This window comes from Achromobacter sp. 1014246743 (assembly GCF_059760725.1).
On the sequence record NZ_JCBANA010000044.1, the window covers coordinates 22,626 to 43,294 of the forward strand.

At 68.4% G+C, this 20,669-nt stretch carries 20 protein-coding genes and 1 pseudogene; 8 read left to right on the forward strand and 13 right to left on the reverse strand.

Features of this window, described 5'->3' with window-relative positions:
* Positions 1 to 9 precede the first annotated feature (9 nt).
* Entirely contained in the window at positions 10 to 408 is a 399-nt protein-coding gene (locus AC6LJ2_RS18825; protein WP_006392867.1) for an OsmC family protein, read from the reverse strand.
* Positions 409 to 590: 182 nt separating this feature from the next.
* Between AC6LJ2_RS18825 and AC6LJ2_RS18830 the strand changes: the two genes are divergently transcribed.
* Positions 591 to 1,268 carry a tellurite resistance TerB family protein gene (locus AC6LJ2_RS18830; RefSeq protein WP_445658169.1) on the forward strand — a complete coding sequence of 226 codons (678 nt, stop codon included), beginning with the start codon at positions 591 to 593 and terminating at the stop codon, positions 1,266 to 1,268.
* A 38-nt stretch (positions 1,269 to 1,306) separates the two neighbouring features.
* Here the strand turns inward: AC6LJ2_RS18830 and AC6LJ2_RS18835 are convergent, their stop codons facing one another.
* From AC6LJ2_RS18835 to AC6LJ2_RS18845, 3 genes are all read right to left on the reverse strand, one after another.
* Positions 1,307 to 2,293, reverse strand: a complete 987-nt coding sequence (locus AC6LJ2_RS18835; RefSeq protein ID WP_263914196.1) for a tripartite tricarboxylate transporter substrate binding protein — start codon at positions 2,291 to 2,293, stop codon at positions 1,307 to 1,309.
* Positions 2,294 to 2,322: 29 nt separating this feature from the next.
* A complete protein-coding gene (gene nadC, locus AC6LJ2_RS18840; protein WP_445658167.1) occupies positions 2,323 to 3,204 on the reverse strand; it encodes a carboxylating nicotinate-nucleotide diphosphorylase in 882 nt (293 codons plus the stop codon).
* 128 nt (positions 3,205 to 3,332) lie between these two features.
* Positions 3,333 to 4,268 (reverse strand): NUDIX hydrolase, encoded by a 936-nt coding sequence (locus AC6LJ2_RS18845; RefSeq protein WP_263914198.1) that lies wholly within the window; start codon positions 4,266 to 4,268, stop codon positions 3,333 to 3,335.
* 189 nt (positions 4,269 to 4,457) lie between these two features.
* On the opposite strand from AC6LJ2_RS18845, the gene AC6LJ2_RS18850 reads away from it, so the two are divergent.
* Positions 4,458 to 4,688, forward strand: a complete 231-nt coding sequence (locus AC6LJ2_RS18850) for a hypothetical protein (RefSeq protein WP_263914199.1) — start codon at positions 4,458 to 4,460, stop codon at positions 4,686 to 4,688.
* Between the two features lie 27 nt (positions 4,689 to 4,715).
* Here the strand turns inward: AC6LJ2_RS18850 and AC6LJ2_RS18855 are convergent, their stop codons facing one another.
* Complete coding sequence (locus AC6LJ2_RS18855; RefSeq protein WP_025137527.1) at positions 4,716 to 5,051, reverse strand: STAS domain-containing protein; 336 nt, start codon at positions 5,049 to 5,051, stop codon at positions 4,716 to 4,718.
* A gap of 194 nt (positions 5,052 to 5,245) precedes the next feature.
* Between AC6LJ2_RS18855 and AC6LJ2_RS18860 the strand changes: the two genes are divergently transcribed.
* Together AC6LJ2_RS18860 and alr are read left to right on the forward strand one after the other, a co-directional pair.
* Complete coding sequence (locus AC6LJ2_RS18860) at positions 5,246 to 5,677, forward strand: ATP-binding protein (RefSeq protein WP_263914200.1); 432 nt, start codon at positions 5,246 to 5,248, stop codon at positions 5,675 to 5,677.
* 134 nt (positions 5,678 to 5,811) lie between these two features.
* Positions 5,812 to 6,963, forward strand: coding sequence for an alanine racemase (gene alr, locus AC6LJ2_RS18865; protein ID WP_498151941.1), 1,152 nt, complete (start codon positions 5,812 to 5,814; stop codon positions 6,961 to 6,963).
* Between the two features lie 36 nt (positions 6,964 to 6,999).
* Here alr and AC6LJ2_RS18870 read toward each other — a convergent pair whose 3' ends face one another.
* Positions 7,000 to 9,468, reverse strand: a complete 2,469-nt coding sequence (locus AC6LJ2_RS18870) for an MFS transporter (RefSeq protein ID WP_445658166.1) — start codon at positions 9,466 to 9,468, stop codon at positions 7,000 to 7,002.
* Between the two features lie 109 nt (positions 9,469 to 9,577).
* On the opposite strand from AC6LJ2_RS18870, the gene AC6LJ2_RS18875 reads away from it, so the two are divergent.
* The 4 genes and pseudogenes from AC6LJ2_RS18875 to AC6LJ2_RS18890 all read left to right on the forward strand — a co-directional run bounded on the left by AC6LJ2_RS18875 (position 9,578) and on the right by AC6LJ2_RS18890 (position 14,374).
* On the forward strand, positions 9,578 to 11,581 hold the full coding sequence (locus AC6LJ2_RS18875) for a SpoIIE family protein phosphatase (RefSeq protein ID WP_498151929.1): 2,004 nt from the start codon (positions 9,578 to 9,580) through the stop codon (positions 11,579 to 11,581).
* Positions 11,578 to 12,789, forward strand: a complete 1,212-nt coding sequence (locus tag AC6LJ2_RS18880) for an ABC transporter substrate-binding protein (protein WP_263914203.1) — start codon at positions 11,578 to 11,580, stop codon at positions 12,787 to 12,789. Before AC6LJ2_RS18875 ends, AC6LJ2_RS18880 begins: the two co-directional genes overlap by 4 nt.
* Before the next feature lie 199 nt (positions 12,790 to 12,988).
* Complete coding sequence (locus AC6LJ2_RS18885; RefSeq protein WP_498151930.1) at positions 12,989 to 13,735, forward strand: BspR family type III secretion system anti-sigma factor; 747 nt, start codon at positions 12,989 to 12,991, stop codon at positions 13,733 to 13,735.
* Positions 13,736 to 13,762: 27 nt separating this feature from the next.
* Positions 13,763 to 14,374: pseudogene (locus tag AC6LJ2_RS18890) on the forward strand (RNA polymerase sigma factor).
* An 82-nt stretch (positions 14,375 to 14,456) separates the two neighbouring features.
* Here the strand turns inward: AC6LJ2_RS18890 and sctC are convergent.
* Genes sctC through sctQ form a run of 7 tightly spaced genes read right to left on the reverse strand, consistent with a single transcriptional unit; the run spans position 14,457 to position 20,669 of the window.
* Positions 14,457 to 16,358, reverse strand: coding sequence for a type III secretion system outer membrane ring subunit SctC (sctC, locus tag AC6LJ2_RS18895; RefSeq protein WP_263914283.1), 1,902 nt, complete (start codon positions 16,356 to 16,358; stop codon positions 14,457 to 14,459).
* Positions 16,359 to 16,405: 47 nt separating this feature from the next.
* Complete coding sequence (locus AC6LJ2_RS18900; protein WP_498151931.1) at positions 16,406 to 16,798, reverse strand: CesT family type III secretion system chaperone; 393 nt, start codon at positions 16,796 to 16,798, stop codon at positions 16,406 to 16,408.
* A complete protein-coding gene (gene sctU, locus AC6LJ2_RS18905) occupies positions 16,795 to 17,853 on the reverse strand; it encodes a type III secretion system export apparatus subunit SctU (RefSeq protein ID WP_498151932.1) in 1,059 nt (352 codons plus the stop codon). Before sctU ends, AC6LJ2_RS18900 begins: the two co-directional genes overlap by 4 nt.
* Positions 17,850 to 18,650, reverse strand: coding sequence for a type III secretion system export apparatus subunit SctT (gene sctT, locus AC6LJ2_RS18910; protein WP_025137538.1), 801 nt, complete (start codon positions 18,648 to 18,650; stop codon positions 17,850 to 17,852). The genes sctU and sctT overlap by 4 nt, the downstream gene beginning before the upstream one ends.
* A 15-nt stretch (positions 18,651 to 18,665) precedes the next feature.
* The gene (sctS, locus tag AC6LJ2_RS18915) at positions 18,666 to 18,932 is read right to left on the reverse strand and encodes a type III secretion system export apparatus subunit SctS (RefSeq protein ID WP_008163300.1); all 267 of its coding nucleotides are present in this window, start codon (positions 18,930 to 18,932) and stop codon (positions 18,666 to 18,668) included.
* A gap of 7 nt (positions 18,933 to 18,939) precedes the next feature.
* Entirely contained in the window at positions 18,940 to 19,608 is a 669-nt protein-coding gene (sctR, locus tag AC6LJ2_RS18920; protein WP_025137539.1) for a type III secretion system export apparatus subunit SctR, read from the reverse strand.
* Positions 19,605 to 20,669: a type III secretion system cytoplasmic ring protein SctQ gene (sctQ, locus tag AC6LJ2_RS18925; protein WP_498151933.1), complete on the reverse strand. Its 1,065-nt coding sequence runs from the start codon at positions 20,667 to 20,669 to the stop codon at positions 19,605 to 19,607. The genes sctR and sctQ overlap by 4 nt, the downstream gene beginning before the upstream one ends.

A 20,669-nucleotide genomic window follows, 5' to 3' on the forward strand; every position in this document is an offset into this window, starting at 1 on the left:
TTTTTTGATTCAGGCCGGGCGCACGATCAGCGTGGACACCTGCACGTCCACCGCCGTCATGAGCTTGTGGATCGGGCACTTTTCGGCCACGGCCAGCAGTTCATCGATCTGCGCGTCGCTCAGCTCGCCGTGCAGCGTCAGCTTGGCGGTCAGGCGGTAGATGCCCTTGCGCTCTTCGCCGGCATCGCGCACCACGTCCACCCCCACCGATTCCAGCGGCAGGCCCTTGCGCTGGGCGTAGACCATCAACGTCATGGCCTTGCAGCCGCCCAGTGCGGTGTCGAAGTAGTCGTGCGGATCCGGGCCGGCGCCCTGCGGCTGCGGCATGTCCAGCGGCAGGTCGTGGCCTTCGGCCGTGGCGGTGAATTGCAGGGTCTTGGGCGCGTTCTGGCGCACGTGGATGGTCATGAGCGGGGTTCCTTGCGTTGCGGACGGCGCGCACGCACCGCCTCTGCCCCACGTTGTAGCATCCGCCGATGGCGCCCGCCCGGGCGCGCAACATCCATTTCTGACTGTAAGCTGAACTTCCTGGCGCAACGAAGGTCGGATATCCCTATCCGCAAGATCCTTTGCTTTCACCAGGGGGCCGCATGAGCGCCAGACAACTTCTCGATCAATTATTGCAATCCGGCCAGGGCCTGCTGTCCGACGCCAGTGCCAAAGTGCAGGGCGCCACGGGCGGCAAGGGCTCGTTCCTGACCGGGCTGGGCGGCGGCGCGTTGGGCGCCGGCGCGCTGGGCCTGCTGCTGGGCAGCAAGAAAGCGCGCAAGATCGGCGGCAAGGTCGCCATGTACGGCGGCATGGCCGCGCTGGGCGCTCTGGCCTACCGGGCCTATGGCGACTGGCAGCGCAGCCAGGCTGGCGCGCCGTCCGGGCCGCCGCAGACGCTGGACCGCCTGCCCCCACCCGAAGCCGAACAACACAGCACGGCGGTGCTGACGGCCATGATCGGCGCGGCCAAGGCCGACGGCCATATCGGCCCCGAGGAACGCGCCCTGCTGGAAACCGAAATGGGCAAGCTGTCGGCCGACGCGCAGGACCGCCGTTGGCTCGAAGCCGAGCTGGCGCGTCCGCTGGACCCGGCCGCGATCGCGCAGTCCGCCAAGACCCCGGAAATGGCGGCCGAGATGTATCTGGCCAGCCTGCTGGTGGTGGACGAGGAAAGCTACATGGAACGCGCCTACCTGGACGAACTGGCGCGCCAGCTGCAGTTGCAGCCGGGCCTGAAGGAACAGCTGGAGCAGCACGCCCGCGCGGCCGTGGCCTGAGGCCGGGTTCGAGGCCCCGGAGCGTGACGGCCCGGGCGTCAGTCCGCGCGCAGCCCGATCGCCTCGGTCAGCGCCGTGTAGCGGTCGATATCCGCATTGATCATGTTCTGGAACGCCCGCGGCGAACTGATCGTCGGCGTAAAACCTTGCTCGCGCAGCGAGGCCTGCACGTCCGGCCGCTGCACGATCCGGGCAACCGCGGCGTTCAGCTTGGCGACCACCGCGGGCGGCGTGGCGGCCGGCGCCAGCAGGCCATGCCATTGATCCAGCGCGTAGTCGGGCACCCCCTGCTCGGCCACCGTGGGCACGGCCGGCAACAGCGGCGAACGCTGCGGCGACGTCACTGCCAGCGCCCGCAGCTTGCCCGCCGCGATCATCGGCGCGGCGCTCGAGGCGGTCACGACCCCCACCCCCACCTGGCCGGCCATCACGTCGGTCAACGCCGGTCCGCACCCTTTGTACGGCACGTGCTGCAGCGACGCGCCGGTGGCGCGCGCCAGCATTTCACCCGCCAGGTGCTGCGGCGTGCCGTTGCCGCACGAGGCGAACGGCAAGGGCTTGTCCGGCCGCGCAGCAGTGAGCGCGTCGTCCAGGTCGTGCAGGGGCGATGCCGCCGGCACCACGAAGACGGACGGCACGAAAGCCACGTTGATCACCGCCGCGAAGTCGCGCTTGGGCACGAAACCCAGGTTGCGGTAGACGCCGGGATTGATCGCGAAAGAGCTGTTGACCATCAGCAGCGTGTAGCCGTCGGGCGGCGACTCGGCCACGATGCGCGCGCCGATGTTGCCGCTGGCGCCGGGACGGTTCTCGACCACCACCGGCTGGCCGAATTGCTCTTGCAGGCTGGCGCCCAGGCGGCGCGCCAGCAGGTCGGTGCCCCCGCCCGGCGGAAAGGTCACCACGATCGTGATGGGATGGGTCGGATAGGACGCATCGGACGGCGTATCGCCCGAGGGCGGATTGCCGCAGGCGCCCAGCGCCAGGGTCAGGAGCAGCGAAGTGGAAAGCAGTGCGCGTTTCATGGTTTCTGCCTGTCGTGGCGGGGCCGGGCTCAGGCGTCCAGGCCGATGTCCAGCACCTTGGCGCTGTGGGTCAGCCAGCCCACGGCGATCTGGTCGACGCCCGTGGCGGCTACCGCGGCGGCGGTGTCGGGGGTGATGCGGCCGGACGCTTCGGTAATGGCGCGGCCGCGCGCCATGGCGACCGCCTGGCGCAGTTCGTCCAGGCTCATGTTGTCCAGCAGCACCACGTCCACGCCCAGCGCCAGCGCGGTTTCCAGCTGGGCCAGCGTGTCGACTTCCAGCTCGATCTTGACCATGTGGCCGACGCCCGCGCGGGCGCGCTGCACGGCGGTTTCGACGCCGCCTGCCAGGGCGATGTGGTTGTCCTTGATCAGCACCGCGTCGTCCAGGCCGAAGCGATGGTTGCTGCCGCCGCCGACCCGCACCGCGTACTTCTGCACGGCGCGCAGGCCCGGCAGGGTCTTGCGGGTGCAGGTCACGCGGGCGCCGTAGCCTTCGATGGCGCGGGCGATGGACGCGGTGGCGGTCGCCACGCCGCTCAGGTGGCACAGGAAGTTCAGCGCCACCCGCTCGGCGGTCAACATGGCACGGGCATTGCCGCGGATGCGCGCGATTTCCATGCCGGGTTCGAGCGCGGCGCCATCGCGCTGCGCCACGATGAATTCGATGTCGCGATCCATGGCGCGAAACGCCAGGCGGGCCAGGTCCAGCCCGGCCAGCACGCCTTCCTGCCGCGCCACCAGGCGCGTCTGCGCCACAGCGTCGGCGGGCACGATGGCATCGGTGGTCAGGTCGCCGGCGCGGCCCAGGTCTTCGAGCAAGGCCGCGCGCACCAGCGGCTCCAGCATCACATCCGGCAGCGCGGGAATGGCCAAACGGGCGGCAGCGGGCAGATCACCTTTTATGCTCATTTTGAGTATTTAGTAGTTAAAAAAAGGCGCGCAAGGAATGCGCACTACTTATGCTAGAGATGAGCATATTGCTTGTCAAGCGGCACCGCAACATATCGGACGCCTACCCGCATTGCGCCCGCGAAGCGCTAGAGACCGCGGGACAAGGGCAGCTTGCTGCCGGCAATGGCGCGTTCGAGCAGCACGTCGCGGCGAAAGCGAAACAGCTTGGCGGGACGCCCCGCGGTGCCGGTGGCCATGTCGCCGGTTTCTTCCACCAGCGCCTGCTGTTCGATCAGCCGGCGGAAGTTCTGCTTGTGCAGGCCGCGGCCGGCCAGGGCCTCGACCGCCAGCTGCAGTTGCAGCAACGTGAACTGCGCAGGCATCAGTTCGAACACGACAGGGCGGTACTTGATCTTGGCGCGCAGTCGCGCGATGCCGGTGGCGAGAATGCGGCGGTGGTCGTGACGCATGGGCTCGCCCGGCAGCGCCGCCGCCCCCGCGCCCGGTTGGCGGCGGGCCGCTTCGGGCACCAGGCCGGCTTCGAACAGCAGCTCGTAGCGCTGCAGCACCATGTCTTCGTTCCAGGCCGCGCCCTCCAGCCCGAACGTGATGGCGGCACGCTGGCGCCGGCGGCTGCGGGTGGCGGCGTCGGCGCTGTCGTCGCACCAGGCCAGCAGCCGCGGCACGATCTGCGCGTCGACCAGGGCTGGCGGGCCCGCGCGACGGTCTTCCCAGGGGAAATAGCGGTACCAATCCTGCCAGCCCACCTGCGCCACGCCGGTTTCGCCGGCCTCGCGCGTCAGCCCCAGATAGCTGACCGACATGACGCGCGCGCCCGACTCGTCGGAACGATCGCCGTCGGCAAAGGTGTAGAGCTGCTCGACATAGCCCAGCGGATGATGCGTCTGGGTTTCGACCCAGGCGCGCAGGCCCGCCTGCAAGGAGCGGTGAGACAGTTCGAACGGCCCGGCCGGCAGGGCCCGCGCGTCGTCGGTCGTCAGGACCCGTGGTTCGCCGTGGGTGACGGCGACCAGGACGGCGACGAGTTCGGCATGCACGGAGCGTTCGACGGATTCGGTCAAGGTAGGCGTAGGAAAAATGGGAAGAAACCGGGCACTGCGAAGCGCTCGGCATTATAAGGTTCGGGCCCTGCAACAGCCCCTTGCAAACGTGACAGCGCAAAGCCCCTGATGGCCGCCGCGCGGCCCTAACATGGGACGTGCATGTCGGCGCGCCGCCATCCTGGGGCGCCCGCAACCGGAGCCGAGACCATGCTGAAAAACACGCCCGATCCCGCCGCCACCAAGCCGGACATCGCTGGTGAAAAGCCGCAACCCGTCGACCCCCGCAAAGGCACCGGCATCCTGCCGATGCCCGACCAAAGCGAGACAGTGGCCGGCATGCCGCGCCGCGGCCGCGCCATTGAAGAGCCCGGCGATCCCGGCGTCATCACGCCCGAAGACGACGTGCTGGATACGTCTTACGAAAACCGCAAGGGCTGAGCCTTGCGAGGCCTGGCCAAGGGCCGCTCAGGCGACCTTGGCCACGGCTTCCTGGCGCGTATCGACCACGGTCAGGATGGCCAGGAAACCGCTGATGTCGAACACTTCGCGCACATGCGGCTGCATGGCGCACAGCGCCAACGCGCCCGAACCCTGCTTCAGGCGCTTGGCCAGCACCAGCACCACGCGCAGGCCCGCGCTGGAGATGTAGTTCAGGTTCGACATATCCAGCACGAAGCGGCGTTCGCCTTTTTCCACCTGCGCCAGCAGGTCGGCTTCGATGCCGGCGGCATTGCCGCTGTTGATCTGGCCTTCGGGCGAGACAACCAGCACTTCTCCGACTTTCTCGACTGCGAGATTCATAGTGGTTCCCGATAAGTGACCGGCGCCCCGGGTCCCGGCCCATGCGGGTGGCGGCGCGATGCCGAGATGATACGCGAGGCGCCCGCCCAGCCAAACGCAATCTTCCATACGGCGGACAGCGCCGCCCGATACGCCACCCGCCAGCAATCGGGCATACTTGCACCTGCACGTGTACCACTGAACGCAAGGCGACCATGCCCTCTCAGCCCGATACGCTTGACCTCGTCCCCGACGCCCACGCTGTCGCCTCCGCCATGCAATGGATCGAGGCCATCGGCGAGCGCGACGCCTGGTCGCCCAAGCTGAGTTTCGGTCTGTCCTTGAGCCTGGACGAAGCGCTGACGAACATCGTTTCATACGCCTTCGACGATCCCCTTCTTGCCCCGGACCCCGCCCGCGTCAGCCTTGCCTGCCGCCAGGACGGCGAATGGATATCGCTGGAGATAATCGACAATGGCCGGCCGTACGATCCCACCCAGACCCCGCCTCCGCCTTTGGCTGCGACGCTCGATGACGCCGAGATCGGCGGGCACGGCGTGCGGCTGATGCAGCACTACCTGCATGACCTGCGCTACGCACGCCACGGCGACGAAAACCGCCTGACGCTCATCATGCGCGCCGCCTGACCTTCCCCTGGCGCGGTTGATCAAGACGCGCTATCGACAACTTGCAGTGCATAGGCAGAAAGTACCGAACAAAATCGGTCGATCTGTCACTCATGCATAGACTGCGCGCGTGCCTGCGTGCAGCCCACGCCCCGATGCCGCCCGTGAACGCACCCTACCGTCCAGAAGGATTGCTTGCCCGCCCCCTGTATGCCCGCGTCGACGCGGGCGCCGTGGCCCATAACCTTGCCCGCTTGCGCGCGGCGCTGCCGGCCGCCGGCGCGCCGCGCCTGTGGGCCACCGTGAAGGCCGATGCCTATGGCCACGGCCTGGCGCGCGTGCTGCCCGCGCTGCGCGAGGCGGACGGGCTGGCCGTGCTGCACCTGGACGAGGCGCGCACCTGCCGCCGGCTGGGCTGGCGCGGCCCGGTGCTGGTGTACGGCGGCCTGTATTCGCAGGCCGATACGCTGCTGCTGGACACGCCCGGCCTGCACCTGGTCATTACCCATGCGGCGCAGCTGCAATGGCTGGCAGAGTCGCCTGCGGCCGAACGGCCCGCAGTGTGGCTGCGTTTTGCAGGCGATATCCACCACACCGGCTTCTGCGCCGACGACTACCCCGCCGCCTTCGAGGCGGCGGCCGCGCTGGCCGCACGCGGCCTGGTCGGCGAAGTCGGCCACCTGAACCATTACGCCCGCGCCGACGAGGCCGACGGCGTGGCCACGGCCGACGCCGAATTCCGAGACGTGATCCGCGGCCTGCCGGGTCCGGTGTCCACCAGCAATTCCGCCGCCGTGCTGCGCCATGGCGCGCAGGCCGCCGCAACGCAATGGGTGCGGCCGGGGCTGGCGCTGTACGGCGCCAGCCCGTTCGCCGATCGCAGCGCGGCCGACCTGGACCTGCTGCCGGCCATGTCGCTGCACTCGCAAGTGGTGGGCGTGCAGCGCGTCAAGGCCGGCGCCGGGGTGGGTTACAGCGGCGCGTTCCAGGCCACGGAATCGATGGACGTGGGCATCGTCACCTGCGGCTATGCCGACGGCTATCCGCGCCATGCGCCCACCGGCACGCCCGTGGTCGTGGCGGGCACACGCACGCGCCTCCTGGGACGCGTGTCGATGGACATGATGGCGGTGGACCTGGGTCCCGTGCCGCAGGCCGGCATCGGCGCGCCTGTCACGCTGTGGGGCGCGGACGGCCTGTCGGTGGAAGACGTGGCGGCGTCGGCGGGCACCATCGCCGCGCAATTGCTGACGGGCCTGTCGGCCCGGGTGCCGGTGGCGCTGGCCGGCGCGGGCCCGGCGCGCTGAATGGCGGCGCCCACGCAGCGCGGCGCCCTCCTTCGATCAGGCCGTCTCTTCGCGCGGCCGGGCCGGTGCGAACAGCAGGAACAACAGCGTGGCGCACAGGTAGATCACGCCGGTCGCGGCCAGGCCCGCGCCCATGCCGGCGGCGCCGAACATCGCCCCCACCACCAGCGGCCCGGCCATCTGGCCCAGCTTGTCGGCAGCGCGCATGACGCTGGTGGCCCCTGCCGCGCCATAGCGCTGCACATCCGGCAGCGCCAGCATGTAGGGCGATTGCGACGCGCCGGCAAAGCAGCTGGCCAGCGCCAGCAACAACACGGCCGCAGCGGCAGCCACCAGGCCGCTGTTGAAATACAGGCCCAGCATGCCGACGCTGCCGACCAGGCCGCCCAGCACGATCCAGCTTTTCTTGATGCGGCTGCGGTCCACCACGCGGCCCATCAGCGGGCCGACGTAGATCACGCACAGGCCGTAGATCATCAGCACGCGACCGATACTGGACGCAGCCACGCCTTCGGCTTCCAGGTAGAGCGGCAGCGCGAACGACAGCAGGCCGACCTGCGCGATCGAAAACGGGATCACGCTGCCCAGCAGCAGCAGGCCGAAATCGCGCGTGAACAGCAGCTTCAAGGTGTCCGAGACGTGCGCGCGGGCGCGGCCCGCCGTCTGCGCGGCCAGCTTGCGGCCGCGGTCCATGTAAGGCCGCATCAGCACCAGCACGCCGGCCAGCGGCATCGCCAGCATCACGGCGCCCACCGCGAACACCGCGCGGAACCCCACTTGTTCCATCAGCATCGCGCCGACCGCGGCGCCCGACAGATGGCCGGCGAACAGGCCCGCGATCACGCCGGTCATGTTGCGGCCGCGGAACTGCGGCGGGCTGCGCGTGACGATGAAGCCTTGCAGGCCCATCCAGGTCAGGCCGTAGCCCAGGCCGACCAGGCCGCGGGCCGCGCTGAACATCAGCAGGTTGGTCGCGGCCGCACAGGCCAGCATGCCGGCAGCGGACACACCCAGCCCGGCCAGCACCGGCACCTGCCAGCCCTTGCGGTCGGTCAGGCGGCCCGCCAGCAGCGAGGTCAGCAGGCCGCAGCCCATTTCCACCGAGATCGGCAAGGCCAGCAGCAGGTTGGCCGGCAGGTCCAGGCCGCCCGCGGACAGGCTGCGCGCGTACAGCGGCAGAAAACCCAGCGGCAGCGCCCAGGCGAACAGAAAGCCGAACATGACGGGCCGCGCGATGCGGCCGACTTCGGATTCGTCGTCGGGCCCCACGCGCGACCCATCCGGCAGGGTGGCGCGCGCGGCGAATGCACGGTTCATCAGCAAGGACAGCAGCAACAGCATTTCGATGGCGGCCACCAGCGCCACGCCCACCACCGTCACCGCGTCCAGGGCGCGGCTGCGCACGCCCGCGGCGATCACGTCGCCGGACAGCCGCAGCACCAGGTCGCCATGCGCCTTGGGGTCGGCCAGCCCAGCACCCAGCGGCAGCACCAGCGTCAGGTCGTCGGGCTGCGCCCGCGTCTGCGGCAACGTCGCGACATCCAGCGGACCACGGGCGTCGGCTCCGTACAGCACGCGGCCATTGCGGTCGGCCAGTTCGATCTGCGCCACCGCCGGGAAGGTCCCGGCCAGCCGCGAGAAGGGCGCGTCCACGCCGCGCAGCCGGTCCACCTCCAGGCCGTAGCCCAGCACGCGGTTCAGGTCGCGCTGCAGGCCTTCGGCCAGCAGCCCCACGTTGTTGCGCGTGACTTCCAGCCAGCCGCTGCGAAAGGTATGGATGGTGTAGGCCGCGTACACGCCCTGCGCCACCACCAGCGCCAACAGCGGCACCACGAAACGGGCACGGCCGCCCGCGGCCAGCGAGGTCAGCGGCACGACATATTTGAAGACCGCGGCCAGGCCCAGCCCGACCAGCACCGTGACGACCAGCAGCACCTGCAGGTTGTCGATGATGAGGCGGCGGCTGGCTTCGCCATCCTTGGCGGCCGACAGCACCACCGCGCCCACCGCCTTGCCGCCCGCGGCCGTCAAGGGCACGGCCACGGTGACGCGGTCGTCGGCCACCGCCACGATGGCGCCCGAACCGCGCCGCGCCAGGCCGGCGCCGGGCGTGCCGCGCGTGTCCAGCGTGCGGGCAAGCGCGGCCGCATCGTCAGGCAGCTCGCCCTGCGCGGCCAGGGCCTGGCCATCGGCCAGCAGCACCGCCGCGCCTTGCACGCCGCGCGAGCCGGCCACGCCGTCGCGCAAGGTATCGCGCAGGCCGAAATACTGTTCCAGGGGTTTACCCAGGCGCAAGCCGTTTTCGATGTTGCCGGCCACGCGCCGCGCCACCACTTCAACGCGGTCGGCGGTGGTGTCCACCACCAGCCGGTTCAGGGCCGACAAGCTGAGGGCGCCGATCAGCGCCTGCGCCAGCAGCAACACGGCCAGACAGGCCAATGTGACTTCCAGCACGGGGCGGCGACGCAACCCATCGAGCACTATTTGTATTGGTTCGCTACGCATGGGGCCCCGCCGCCGCAAAGTATTTACACACGGGCACCAATGGTATTTACAATTAATGCAAATTGCATCTTATTTCACGCCATCACCTCACCCGCCCCCTATATCCCCCATGTCGTTGCGCTCGCTCCGTAGCAAGATTTTTCTACTGGTCGTAGCGCTGCTCCTGGCGGTGGCGGCATTCGTGATGCTGACGTCGCAACGCAACGTCACGCGCACGGTGATGAACAGCGAGCGCCACGCCGTCAGCAACGTAATGGAGCTGGTGCTGCGCGACGTCGAGGCCCGCTGGGGCGCGCTGCTGGCGGACAAGATATCCACCGTGCGCAGCGGTCGGCGCCAGCTGATGCAAAGCGGCACCGTGGTGGCGGCGGCGCTGGGCGCCTACGCCGACCTGGCCGAGCGCGGCATCATCACCCAGGGAGCGGCCAAGGGCATGGCCCGCGCCTGGATCAACCGCCTGAAGCTGGATGACCGACGCTACGCGTTTGTCTACGATGCCGACTTCCAGGTGCTGGCCTGCGGCAATGCCGACATGGTCGACCGGGATCTGTCGACGCTGTCCGACTTCAAGAACCGGCCCCTGGCGCAGGCGCTGCTGGAAGAAAGCCGCACGTCAGGCTACGGCTTTGCCATCTACCGCTGGCCGCCCTCGGCCCAGCGCGGCGACGGCGAAACGCGCTACGCCTATTTCGGTTACTTCCGCCCCTGGAACTGGGTGTTCGCCATTTCGGACAGCGCCCAGGACGTGATCGAGCAGATCGACACGCGCCGCACCCAGCTTGAGAATTCGGTGCGCGACACGCTGTCGAAGCTGACGCTGGCGCAATCGGGCTTCATCTTCATCGCCACCGACGACGGCCGCATGGTGGTGCCGCCGCCCCAGGCCCGGGCCGGCCTGCTGGATGCCAGGAACAGCGGCGGCGACACGCTGCGTGCCTTGCTGGCGCGGCAAGACAACAGCGGCAAGCTGCAAAGCCTGCGCTTTGACGGCGGCGACGGCCCCTGGCAGATCGACAGCGCGCGCTTCGCGCCGCTGGGCTGGACGGTGGTGGCGGTGGTGCCCGAAAGCGACCTGACCGCCCCGGCGCGCGAACTGCTCAACCGCCAGGCGCTGATCTTCGGGATCATGATGCTGGTGGCGCTGGTGTGCGCCTGGCTGGTGGCCGCGCGCATCGTGCGCCCCCTGGAAACGCTGACCCGCTATGCCCGCCAGCTGCCCGAGCAGGACCTGACCGCCGAATCCAGCGTACCCGCCCACATCGCGGCGCTGCCGGCCAGGCACAAGGACGAGGTCGGCCGGCTGGCATCGTCGTTCCTGTTCATGGACCGCAAGCTGCGCGAGAACATCGCCCGCCTGATGCGCGAAACCACCGCGCGCGAACGCTTCGAGAGCGAACTGAACATCGCCCGCGCGATCCAGCTGGGTCTGCTGCCGGTGCCGCTGTCGGCCATCACGCGCGAGCGGATCGACCTGAACGCGGTGATGCTGCCGGCCAAGGAAGTCGGTGGCGACCTGTACGACTATTTCACGCTGCCCGACGGACGGCTGTGCCTGGCCATCGGCGACGTGTCGGACAAGGGCGTCCCGGCCGCGCTGTTCATGGCGGTCACGCGCACGCTGATCCGGGCCACCGCCGAGGATGAGACCGACCCGGCGTTGATGATGCAGAAGATCAACAACCGGCTGTCCGAGAACAACCCGAACATGATGTTCGTCACGCTGCTGATCGGCGTGCTGGACATGACCACGGGCGAACTGCAATGGGCCAACGCCGGCCACCTGCCGCCCGCAGTGGTGGGCGCCGACGGCGTGGTGCGGCTGCTGCAAGGTCGCAGCGGCCCGGCCTGCGGCGTGCAGGAAGACCTGGAATACCGCTGCCTGTCGACGCTGCTGGCACCCGGCGAAATGCTGGTGGGCTACACCGATGGCGTCACCGAGGCCGTCAATCCGCAGAATGCGCAGTATGGCGACCCGCGCCTGCTGGCCGTGCTGTCCAACCCCCCCGTGCCGGCAGCCAGCCTGGCCAAGCGTCTGCTGGAAGACGTGCAGGCCTTTGCAGACGGCGCGGAACAATCCGATGACATCACCTTGATCGTGATCCGCCGCCCATGAAGACATCGCTGCCCACCCTATTGCTGAGCCTGGCCCTGCTGGCGCCCGCCGCGTGCCTGGCCCAGGCCGCGGCGTCTGGCGCATCGGCGGCTGGCGCCACGGCCGGGACGCCGGCAGCGGCGCCCCCCGCTGCCGCCCCCCAGGTGTTCCCCACCAAGCCCGTGGCCCGCCCCGATGGCAAGAAGTGGCGCATCGGCTATTTCGAAAGCGGCGACTACAGCGAATACCCCCGCACCTTGCGCGTCACGGTGGACGGCCTGCAGAAGCTGGGCTGGATCACCGTGCCCACCATTCCCGATGGCCTGAGCGGCAAGCAGATGTGGGAGTTCCTGGCCGACAACGCTCGCAGCGACACGCTGGAATTCGTGCGCGACGCCTGGTGGCAGCCCGGCAATTTCGACGCCGCCCAGCGCCCGGCCGTGCGCGAATCGATCAAGCAGCGGCTGGAAGGCAAGAAAGACATCGACCTGATCCTCGCCATGGGCACCTGGGCCGGCCAGGACATGGCGGGCATGGGCGCGCCCGTGCCGACCATCGTGGCCTCGACCAGCGATGCGGTCGGCGCCCGCATCACCCGCTCGGCGCAGGACAGCGGGCTGGACAATCTGCACGCCCGCGTGCAGCCCGAACGCTATCAACGCCAGGTGCGCCTGTTCCACGAGATCGTGCCGTTCAAGCGGCTGGGACTGGTGTATGAGGACAGCCCCGAAGGGCGCACCTACAGCGCGGTGGAGGCAGTGGAGCAGGTGGCGCGCGAACAGGGTTTCAAGGTGCTGACGTGCAACGCGCCGTCCAATGGCATCGCCCCCGAAGTCGCCACCCGCAACGCGCTGGAATGCTATGCCAGGCTGGCGCCGCAGATCGATGCCGCCTACGTGACGGTGCACCGGGGCGTGACGCCCGCGTCGGTCGACACGGTGGCCGAGATCCTGCGCCAGGCGCGGGTCCCCAGCTTTTCGATGCTGGGGTCCGAAGAGGTCAAGCATGGCCTGCTGCTGAGCCTGGCCCAGGCGGACTACTCGTACGTAGGGCTGTTCTACGCGGAAACGATGGCGCGCATCTTCAACGGCGCCAAGCCGCGCGAACTCAGCCAGGTGTGGATCGACCCGGCCAAGATCGCGCTGAACCTGCAGACCGCGCGGGTCATCGGCTTTGACCCTCCCGTGGACATCCTGCTGGCGGCTGACGAGGTCTACGAAGCGAAGTAGCGCGCGGGCGCAGCCGCAATGCGGTAACGCCCTGTTTCGCGCTGCCTGCCCCAACCCACGCAATAGCTTAAAATTCGCGTACGTGTCCCGGCGATGGAACCAAAGCGCCATCGGGGTTACTTAATCACAGGGGTTCTCGGACCCCGCCGTTAAGACCTCTTTCTGGCCGGATTTCGGACACGCCGGATTTATTGGCTGCATGACAATCTCATCGGTTACCCCTTCGTCGTCATTCGTCTCTCTCGAGGCCTTCTCCAAGGCCGCCGAGAGCGGTCAAGACATCTATGTCGACATCGCGGGCGAAACACTGCAGGTCCTGGGCATGGGCGCCACGCCCGGCGGCCGCAGCGTGGCATGGGTCGCACCCAATGTCGACACGACCGAAATGTTCGCCCAGGCGCTGGCCCGCAGCTACGGCCAAGGCATCGCCAGCGCCGTCTCGCGCGAGCTGGGCCTGGAGCCCAACCCCGGCAAGCCCCTCTCCGCCCGCACGGTTTCGTTGGCGCTCGACATGGCGCAGACCTCCAGCGATGCGCTGTCGGGCGTGGATTTCCTGACCCGGTTGGCGGTCTCGGCCGCACACGGCACCCCGCGTTCCAGCAGGCCTGTGCCGATGCCGGCGTGGCGCCGGCCAGCCTGGATGCCGCGCGCCGCGGCCAGCTCGACCAGGCCATGCAGGCCCGCTTCGAACACGCCGCCCAGTCTGGCCAAAGCCCCGTCGCACTCAGCACCGCAGCCGGTTGGCTGCGCGAACTGCTCAAGGCGTAAACCCGCCAGGACTTTTCCGTCCCTGATTCCGGGTGCCGGAATACCGCCGAGTAACGGTTTACTTCTATTTACATTTCTGACTAAAAAAAAGCTACTTTTGCCTCAATATTTCCATTTTCGAAATATTGTGACACCGGTATGCTGCGATAATTCGCGTCATCCCGGTAGTAACTTGTAGCTTAATACACGTTTCTTTTCCCCTTCCATGACCAACCCCAGCGATTGCACAACCGCTTCCCCGGAAGCGGATCTGCCGCCCATTCGCGCTGACGGCGACGGGCCGGGTTGGGACACGGGCGAGGAATACCTGCTGCGGGACCTGGTGCGCGAACATTCCACCCGCCTGCAGCGCTTCATCATCAAGCACATCGGCAACACCACCGAAGCCGAAGACCTGGCCCAGCAGGCGTTCGTCGAAGCCGCCCGGTCCTACCGCAGCTTTCGCGGCGAATCGCAACTGTCTTCCTGGCTGTACGGCATCGCGCTGAACCTGGTGCGCAACTACCTGTCGCGGGCGCCCGAGCGACGTCACGACTTCGTCAGCGACAGCGTGCTGGCCGAGCATGCCTCCAACGCCCTGTCCCCGGATCGCATCCTGGAGTAGAACCAGACTATGGCGCTGCTGCAGGAATCGCTGGACGAACTGCCGGCCAACATGCGCGACATCCTGCTCATGGTCGGGCTGGACGACATTTCCTATGAAGACGCTGCCGCGTTGCTGACGGTGCCGATCGGCACCGTGCGCAGCCGCCTGTCACGCGCGCGCACAGCCCTGCGCGACAAGCTGGCCGCCAAGGGCCTGCACCTGGACGACTGAGCATCGGCGGGCGCCGGCGACCGCACGGCGGCCCGTGCCGGCGGCGCCGACCCCATTCGATAGCCGATGCCGCGCCGCCCCATCACGGCGCCCTGCCCGTCCCCGGCGCCGCCACCGGTTCGATCTGGATCACCGGCCCCTGGCGCGCGCTGGACTTGCCTTCGAGCACCGGCGTGGCGACCGGGTCGGCGGTCGGCACGCCCTCCAGCCATTCCGAGGCCCGCAACGGGCCGCTCGACCGCCGCAATTCCACGTTCGGTCCGAACAGGATGCGGGTGCGCTGGCTTTGCGCCAGGTCCAGATACTGTCCCGCCGTCATGCGGCCGTCCCCCCAGGTGGCGTTGAGCATCGGCCCGGTGCCCGCCCCGCCCGGCGTGGCCACCATTTCGCCATTGATCGCCACCACCTTCGGCCGGATCAGGAACAGGCGTTCGCGACGCTGCACGGTCTTGGACTTGTTGGAGAACAGGATGCCCAGGCCCGGGATGTCGCCCAGGATCGGCACCTTGTCGACCTGCTCGGAATTCTGGCTGCTGTTGTAGCCGCCGATCAGCAGCGTCTGGTCGTTGCCGACGATGGCCAGGGTGCTGATGTTGCTCTTCCTGACCGTGGGCAGGTTGTCGATCTGGCGCTCTTCCTGGATGCGGCCATCTTCGATGTCCACCGTCAGTTCCACCCGCGAACCGCTCTTGGCCTCGATATGGCGCGGCGTCACCCGCAGCGACGTGCCCACGGTGACCGGCGTGACGGTCGCCACGCGCTCGCCGCGGGTCTGGATGTAGAAGGTGTCCGACAGGTCGATCATGGCACCCAGGTTGTCCGCCGTCAGGATGGACGGCTGCGACAGGATGTTGGCCTGGCCCTTGGTCTGCAACGCACGCAGGCGCGCCGCCAAGGTGTTGCCCACGCTGATGCCGATGGTACCCGGCGAGAGCGCCGCCCCGCTTTCCAGCGGCAGGCCGCCGCTGGGGCTCAAGGCCATGTTGCCGTAGCCGAACGAGGTGCTGCCGGCGCGCGCGCCCCAGGTCACGCCCAGTTCGCTGACCAGGTCGGAATTCACGTCCACGATCATGGCCTCGATCTCGACCAGCGTGCTGGGCAGGTCCAGCTGTTCGATCAGGCTGCGATAGATGGGAATGCGGTCGGGAATGTCCTGCACGATGATGGCGTTCAGGCGCGCATCGGCCTGCACCGTGGGTTCGCGCAGGCGCAGGCCCGATTTGGCGGCACCTGCCGGGGCCGGCGCCTGGCCGCCGCCGGCATTGGCTGGCGGCGCCGCGCTGTCGCCGCCCACCTGCGGAAAGGCCGGCGGGTTGTCGCGCAGGGGCGCGGCGATGGCCGCCAGGGTTTCGTTGTTGGCCCCGCCGCCGCCGCCCGTGATCAGGTTGCGCAGCACGGTCGACAGGCCGGGCGTCACGACCTTCTGGTCGCGGTAGCTGATGGTGCGGTCATTGACCGAAGCATGCTTGAGCCGGAACACCGCCACCTGCTGGCCGCCCGCGCCCATCGGCAGCGCGGCCACGGTGCGTTCGACCAGGTCCACATAGCCCGGCGGGCCGGACACCAGCGCAATGCCCTGGTCCGGCAATTCGCCCCAGCCAAACCGCGGGTCCAGCACGCCCAGTTGCTGCAAGGCCTGGCGCAGCGCGCTGATCGAGCTGCCCATGGCGCTGACCGAGCGCGTCTTCATGTCGTTGGTGCGGCTGACGAACAGCGTGCCCGCATAGACGAACCAGTTGAAGCCGTAGACGCCGCCCAGCCGGTCCAGGAATTCGGTAGGCGTATTGGCGTTGAACTTGCCGTTGACGGTGCCCGTGACGTTGGGCCCGAGCTGCAGCGACAGGCTGAAGCCGCCGGCAAACTCGCGCAGCAGCGTCTGCAGGTTTTCGTCGCGGGCATAGTAGCTATAGGGCACGTTCGGCCAGTTCGGCGCGGCTTGCGCGCCTGCCGCCAGGCCCAGCGACAACGCGGTCGCCAGTATCATCCGCTTCAACACTCTTTCTCCTCGGGCGCTGCGCCCGTATCGCGTGTTCATGCCAGCCGCCGCACGGCGCCGGCCCAAAAGGAAAGCGCGTTCGCGAACGCGCCCATGGCTTCGTCCAGTTCCAATTCGCTGCTGCCCGGGCGCAGCGACTGCTGCAGCCACAGCGCCCGGCCCTGCGGATCCACCACGCAGGCGGCCGCATGCCGCGCCAGCATGCCGGCGGCGAGCTTGCCGATCTCCTGCACCAGCTCGTCGCGGCCGGCGTTCCTGGCCGGCAGGGCGCACAGCCGCGCGCTCATCGCCAGCCAGCCATCGCGGCCGGGTTGCAGATGTACGCGGTAGGTGTCGTCGATCACCAGCGTGACGCGGCCGTCGGACCGGGTGGAGGGCGCCAGCCCATGGCGGGCGGCGTAGGCGGAAATCAGGGGATGTGCGTTCATGTCGGGGCGTCCGGATGGGCAGCCAGTTTCCTGACGAGCCGCAAGACTTCGGCAACGGGCTCGATCAACTCGCTGGGAATGTACTGATCGGGTTGCGCGGACGCCATCAGCGCGCGCGCAAGGGGAATGTTCTGCATCACCGGCACGCCGGCTTCTCGCGCCGCCTGCATCATCTGCTCGGCCAGGGCGCCCTCGCCCTTGGCCAGCACCATCGGCAAGGGGGTTTCGCCGGGTTCGTAGTAGATCGCCACCGCCAGGTGGGTCGGGTTGGTCACCAGCACCGAGGCCTTGCGCGTATTGGCCACCGCGCCGTGCATCACCATTTCCTGGTGCAGGTGCTTGCGCTTGTGCTTGATGTGGGGGTCGCCCTCCATCTCCTTGAATTCCTGCTTGATGTCTTCTTTGCTCATCATCAGCCCCTTGCGGTACTGCATGCGCTGCCAGACGAAATCGGCCAGCGAGATCACCACGTAGGCGACGGCGATGTTGATGATCAGCGTGCGCATCATGCCGCCCACGCCGACCTCAAGACCGGCCAGGCCGCTGTGCGGCACCGCCATCAGTTCGGGCAGCGCATCGCGCACCACCAGCGTCACCAGCACCGACAGGAAGGCGATCTTGACGATGGACTTGATCAGTTCGACCAGGTTCTTCTTCGAGAAGATGTTCTTCAGGTTGCTCATCACGTCCAGCTTCTTGGCCGACGGCTTGAGCTTTTCGAATGCCAGCACCACCCCCACCTGCAGGAATTCCGAGAACATGCCCACCACCAGCACGATCAGCACGAAGGGCAGCACCAGGTACACCGCCTCGCGCAGCGCCGCGTCCAGCGCCAGGGGCAGCGCCTGTTCGAAGGGCTGCCCAACCAGCGTCGAGGGGATCAGGATCAGCCGCCCCAGCGCCTCGACGATGCCGTGGGCGTTGCCCAGCATGTAGCCGAACAGCGACAGCACCAGCAACGTCTGGGTGAAGTCCTTGCTGTGCGCGACGTCGCCCTTCTGGCGGGCGTCGCGCAGCTTCTTGGTGGTTGGCTGTTCGGTCTTTTCGCCGCTCATGGCGCCCGCCATTGGTTGTCCAGGAACGGCAGGGCCGAACTGATCTGGCCGGTGGCCTCGGCGGCGTACTCGAACAGCGTGTTCATGTACAGCACCATCACCAGCAGGGCCAGCGCGCTCTTGATGGGCATGGCCAGGAAGAACACCTGCAACTGCGGCGCGAAACGGCTGACCAGCGCCAGGCCGACTTCGGCCAGGAACATGGCGACGATCGCGGGCGCGGCAAACAGCAGCGTCAGCCGCAGGAAGCGGCCCAGCTGGTCCAGCATCAGCGGCACGCTTTCGCGGCGCAGCGTGGGGGCCCAGTCCCACAGGTCCCACAGCCGGAAGCTGTCGTACAGCATCGTCAGCATCAGCGTGAAGCCCCCGCCCACCAGGAAGAACACCATGAAGGCCTGGTTGAACAGGATGCCCAGCGGCGACGAGTCATTGCCCGTCGCCGGGTTGATGGTGGCGCCCAGGCTGGCGCCGCGCTGGTTGTCCACCACGAAGCCCACGGCCTCGAAGATCCAGAACGGAATCGCCACCAGAAAGCCCATGACCAGGCCGACGAAGACTTCTTTGACGACCAGCAGCACCAGTTCGATGGCGGACGGATCCATCTGCACGTAGCGCGGCGACAGCGCCGGCACCAGCACGATGCCGATGGCCGCGCAGATGGCGTAGCGCAGCATGCCGGGCAGCAGCTGGCGGTTGAACAGGGGCAGCATCGCGCACAGCGCCAGGATCCGCGGCTGCGTCAGCGCCAGCGTGCCCAGGAAGACTTTCGCTTCGACGTAGGTGATGCCCGAGATCATGGCCGCGTGTCGCTCCTAGTGGATCTTGTAGAAGAGATCGAACACGGAAATCGTGAAGTTGTAGAGCTCGGCGCTGAGCCAGCGCGCCGTCAGCATGATGGTCGCGAACACGGCGATCAGCTTGACGGCAAACGACAGCGTCTGTTCCTGGATCTGCGTCAGCGCCTGGAACAGCGAGAACAGCGTGCCCACGATCGCCGCCACGGCAATCGGCGGCAGCGACAGCCACAGCACCAGGTACAGCGCCTGGGTCATGTAGGAAACGAGGTCGACGGTTCCCATGGCGGCCTCAGGCGTAGGACAGCACAAGGCCCTGGATCAGCCGCGTCCAGCCGTCGACCATGACGAACAGGAACAGCTTCAAGGGCATCGAGATCGTGACCGGCGACACCATCATCATGCCCATGGCCAACAGGATGTTGGACACGATCAGGTCGATGATGACGAACGGCAGGTACAGCAGGAAGCCGATCTGGAAGGCCGCGGTCAGTTCCGACAGCAGGAACGACGGAATCAGCACCAGCAGGTCGTCCTGCTTCAGGTTGCGCGCCTGTTGCTCGCCCCACAGGCCGCGCGCGGTGCGCATGAAGAAGTCACGCTGCTCGGGCCGGCTGTTCTTCAGCATGAAGGCGCGCATCGGCTCGGCGCCGCGCGCCACGGCATCCAGGATGCCTTCCAGCCGGTCAGGCTGGGGCTGGCCCGGCGCCACCACGGCAGGCGGGGCGCGCAGTTCGTCGCCGATCTGCATCACTACCGGCCCCATCACGTAGGCCGACAGGATCAGCGCCAGCCCGTACAGCGCCATGTTCGGCGGCACCTGCTGCACGCCCATGGCATTGCGCACCAGCGTCAGCACCACCGCGATCTTCAGGAACGAGGTGGTCATGACGGCAGCCAGCGGCACCAGCGCCAACAGCGCCAGTACGACCGCCAGGCTGATGGGATCCGCGCCGCTCATGCGCCCGCCTTGCCCAGGCGATGCAAGGTCACGCCGATGCGGCCGTCGATCTCGACCAGTTCGCCGCTGCCGACCAGTGCGCCGTTGGCGCGCACCAGCACGGGGCCGTCGGCCAGTGGCCGTTCCAGGTCGAAGGTTTCGCCCGGCTGCAACTGCTTGAGTTCGCCCAGCGTGATCTGGCGTTCGCCCAGCTCGAACGTGAGCCTGACGGGAATGGCATCGATGTCGAGCGGCGTCGGGGCGCCCGACTCGGCATCGGGCGGTGTTTGCGGCGTCTCGGTCATGAGGGAAGTCCAGCCTTGAGTGATGAGGTATGAGGAATCCTGCTGGCGCACGCGCAGCCCCTGGCCGCCGGCGCCCAGCCACAGTTCGCCGTCCGGCGTCACCCGGCTGTGGTCCAGGAAAACGGTGTCGCGCGGGGCCAGGGTGCGCAGTTCCGCGGCCGGCAACCAGGTCCAGCCCAGGCAGGCGGCGATGCGCACCGGCACCGCGTCGGCGTCGATCTCGTTGGCGGCGGGCGCGGCGCGGCCCACCAGGCCGGCCAGCAGCATCAGGCCCAGGCCGTCGGCCTCCAGCGTGGCGTAGACGGTATGGCCGGTGGCCGGATGGCGCGCGGCGAGGGTCCAGGCCTGCGCCAGGGCGGGCGCCGGGCCGTCACGCCCCACCACGCGCACCGGGCCGCCGGGCGAGGCCTCGCTCAGGCCAGCCACCACTTCGGCCAGCAGGGTCTCGATGGCGGTGGCCACCAGCGCGGGCGGCAAGGCGTCGGCTTCCAGGCCCGGCAACCTTGCGGCCAGCCAGGCATCGGCGGCGCTGGCAGGCAGGCCCAGGCGTAGCCGCGCGCCGGCCCATTCCAGGTCGGCCGCCAGGGTGGCGGATTGGCGCAGGGCGTCGGGCACACCGGGCGTGAAGCCCAGGCGCCAGTGCGCCGGTTCGGCGTCGGCGCCGGCCAGCGGCGCCAGCGTCACGGACAGGTCGGCGCCGTGGCGCGCGATCAGCGAGCGGGCGCGGGCTTCGTTGGCGGTCAGGCGCGGCAAGAGATGTTGCGAACTTGCGGTCAT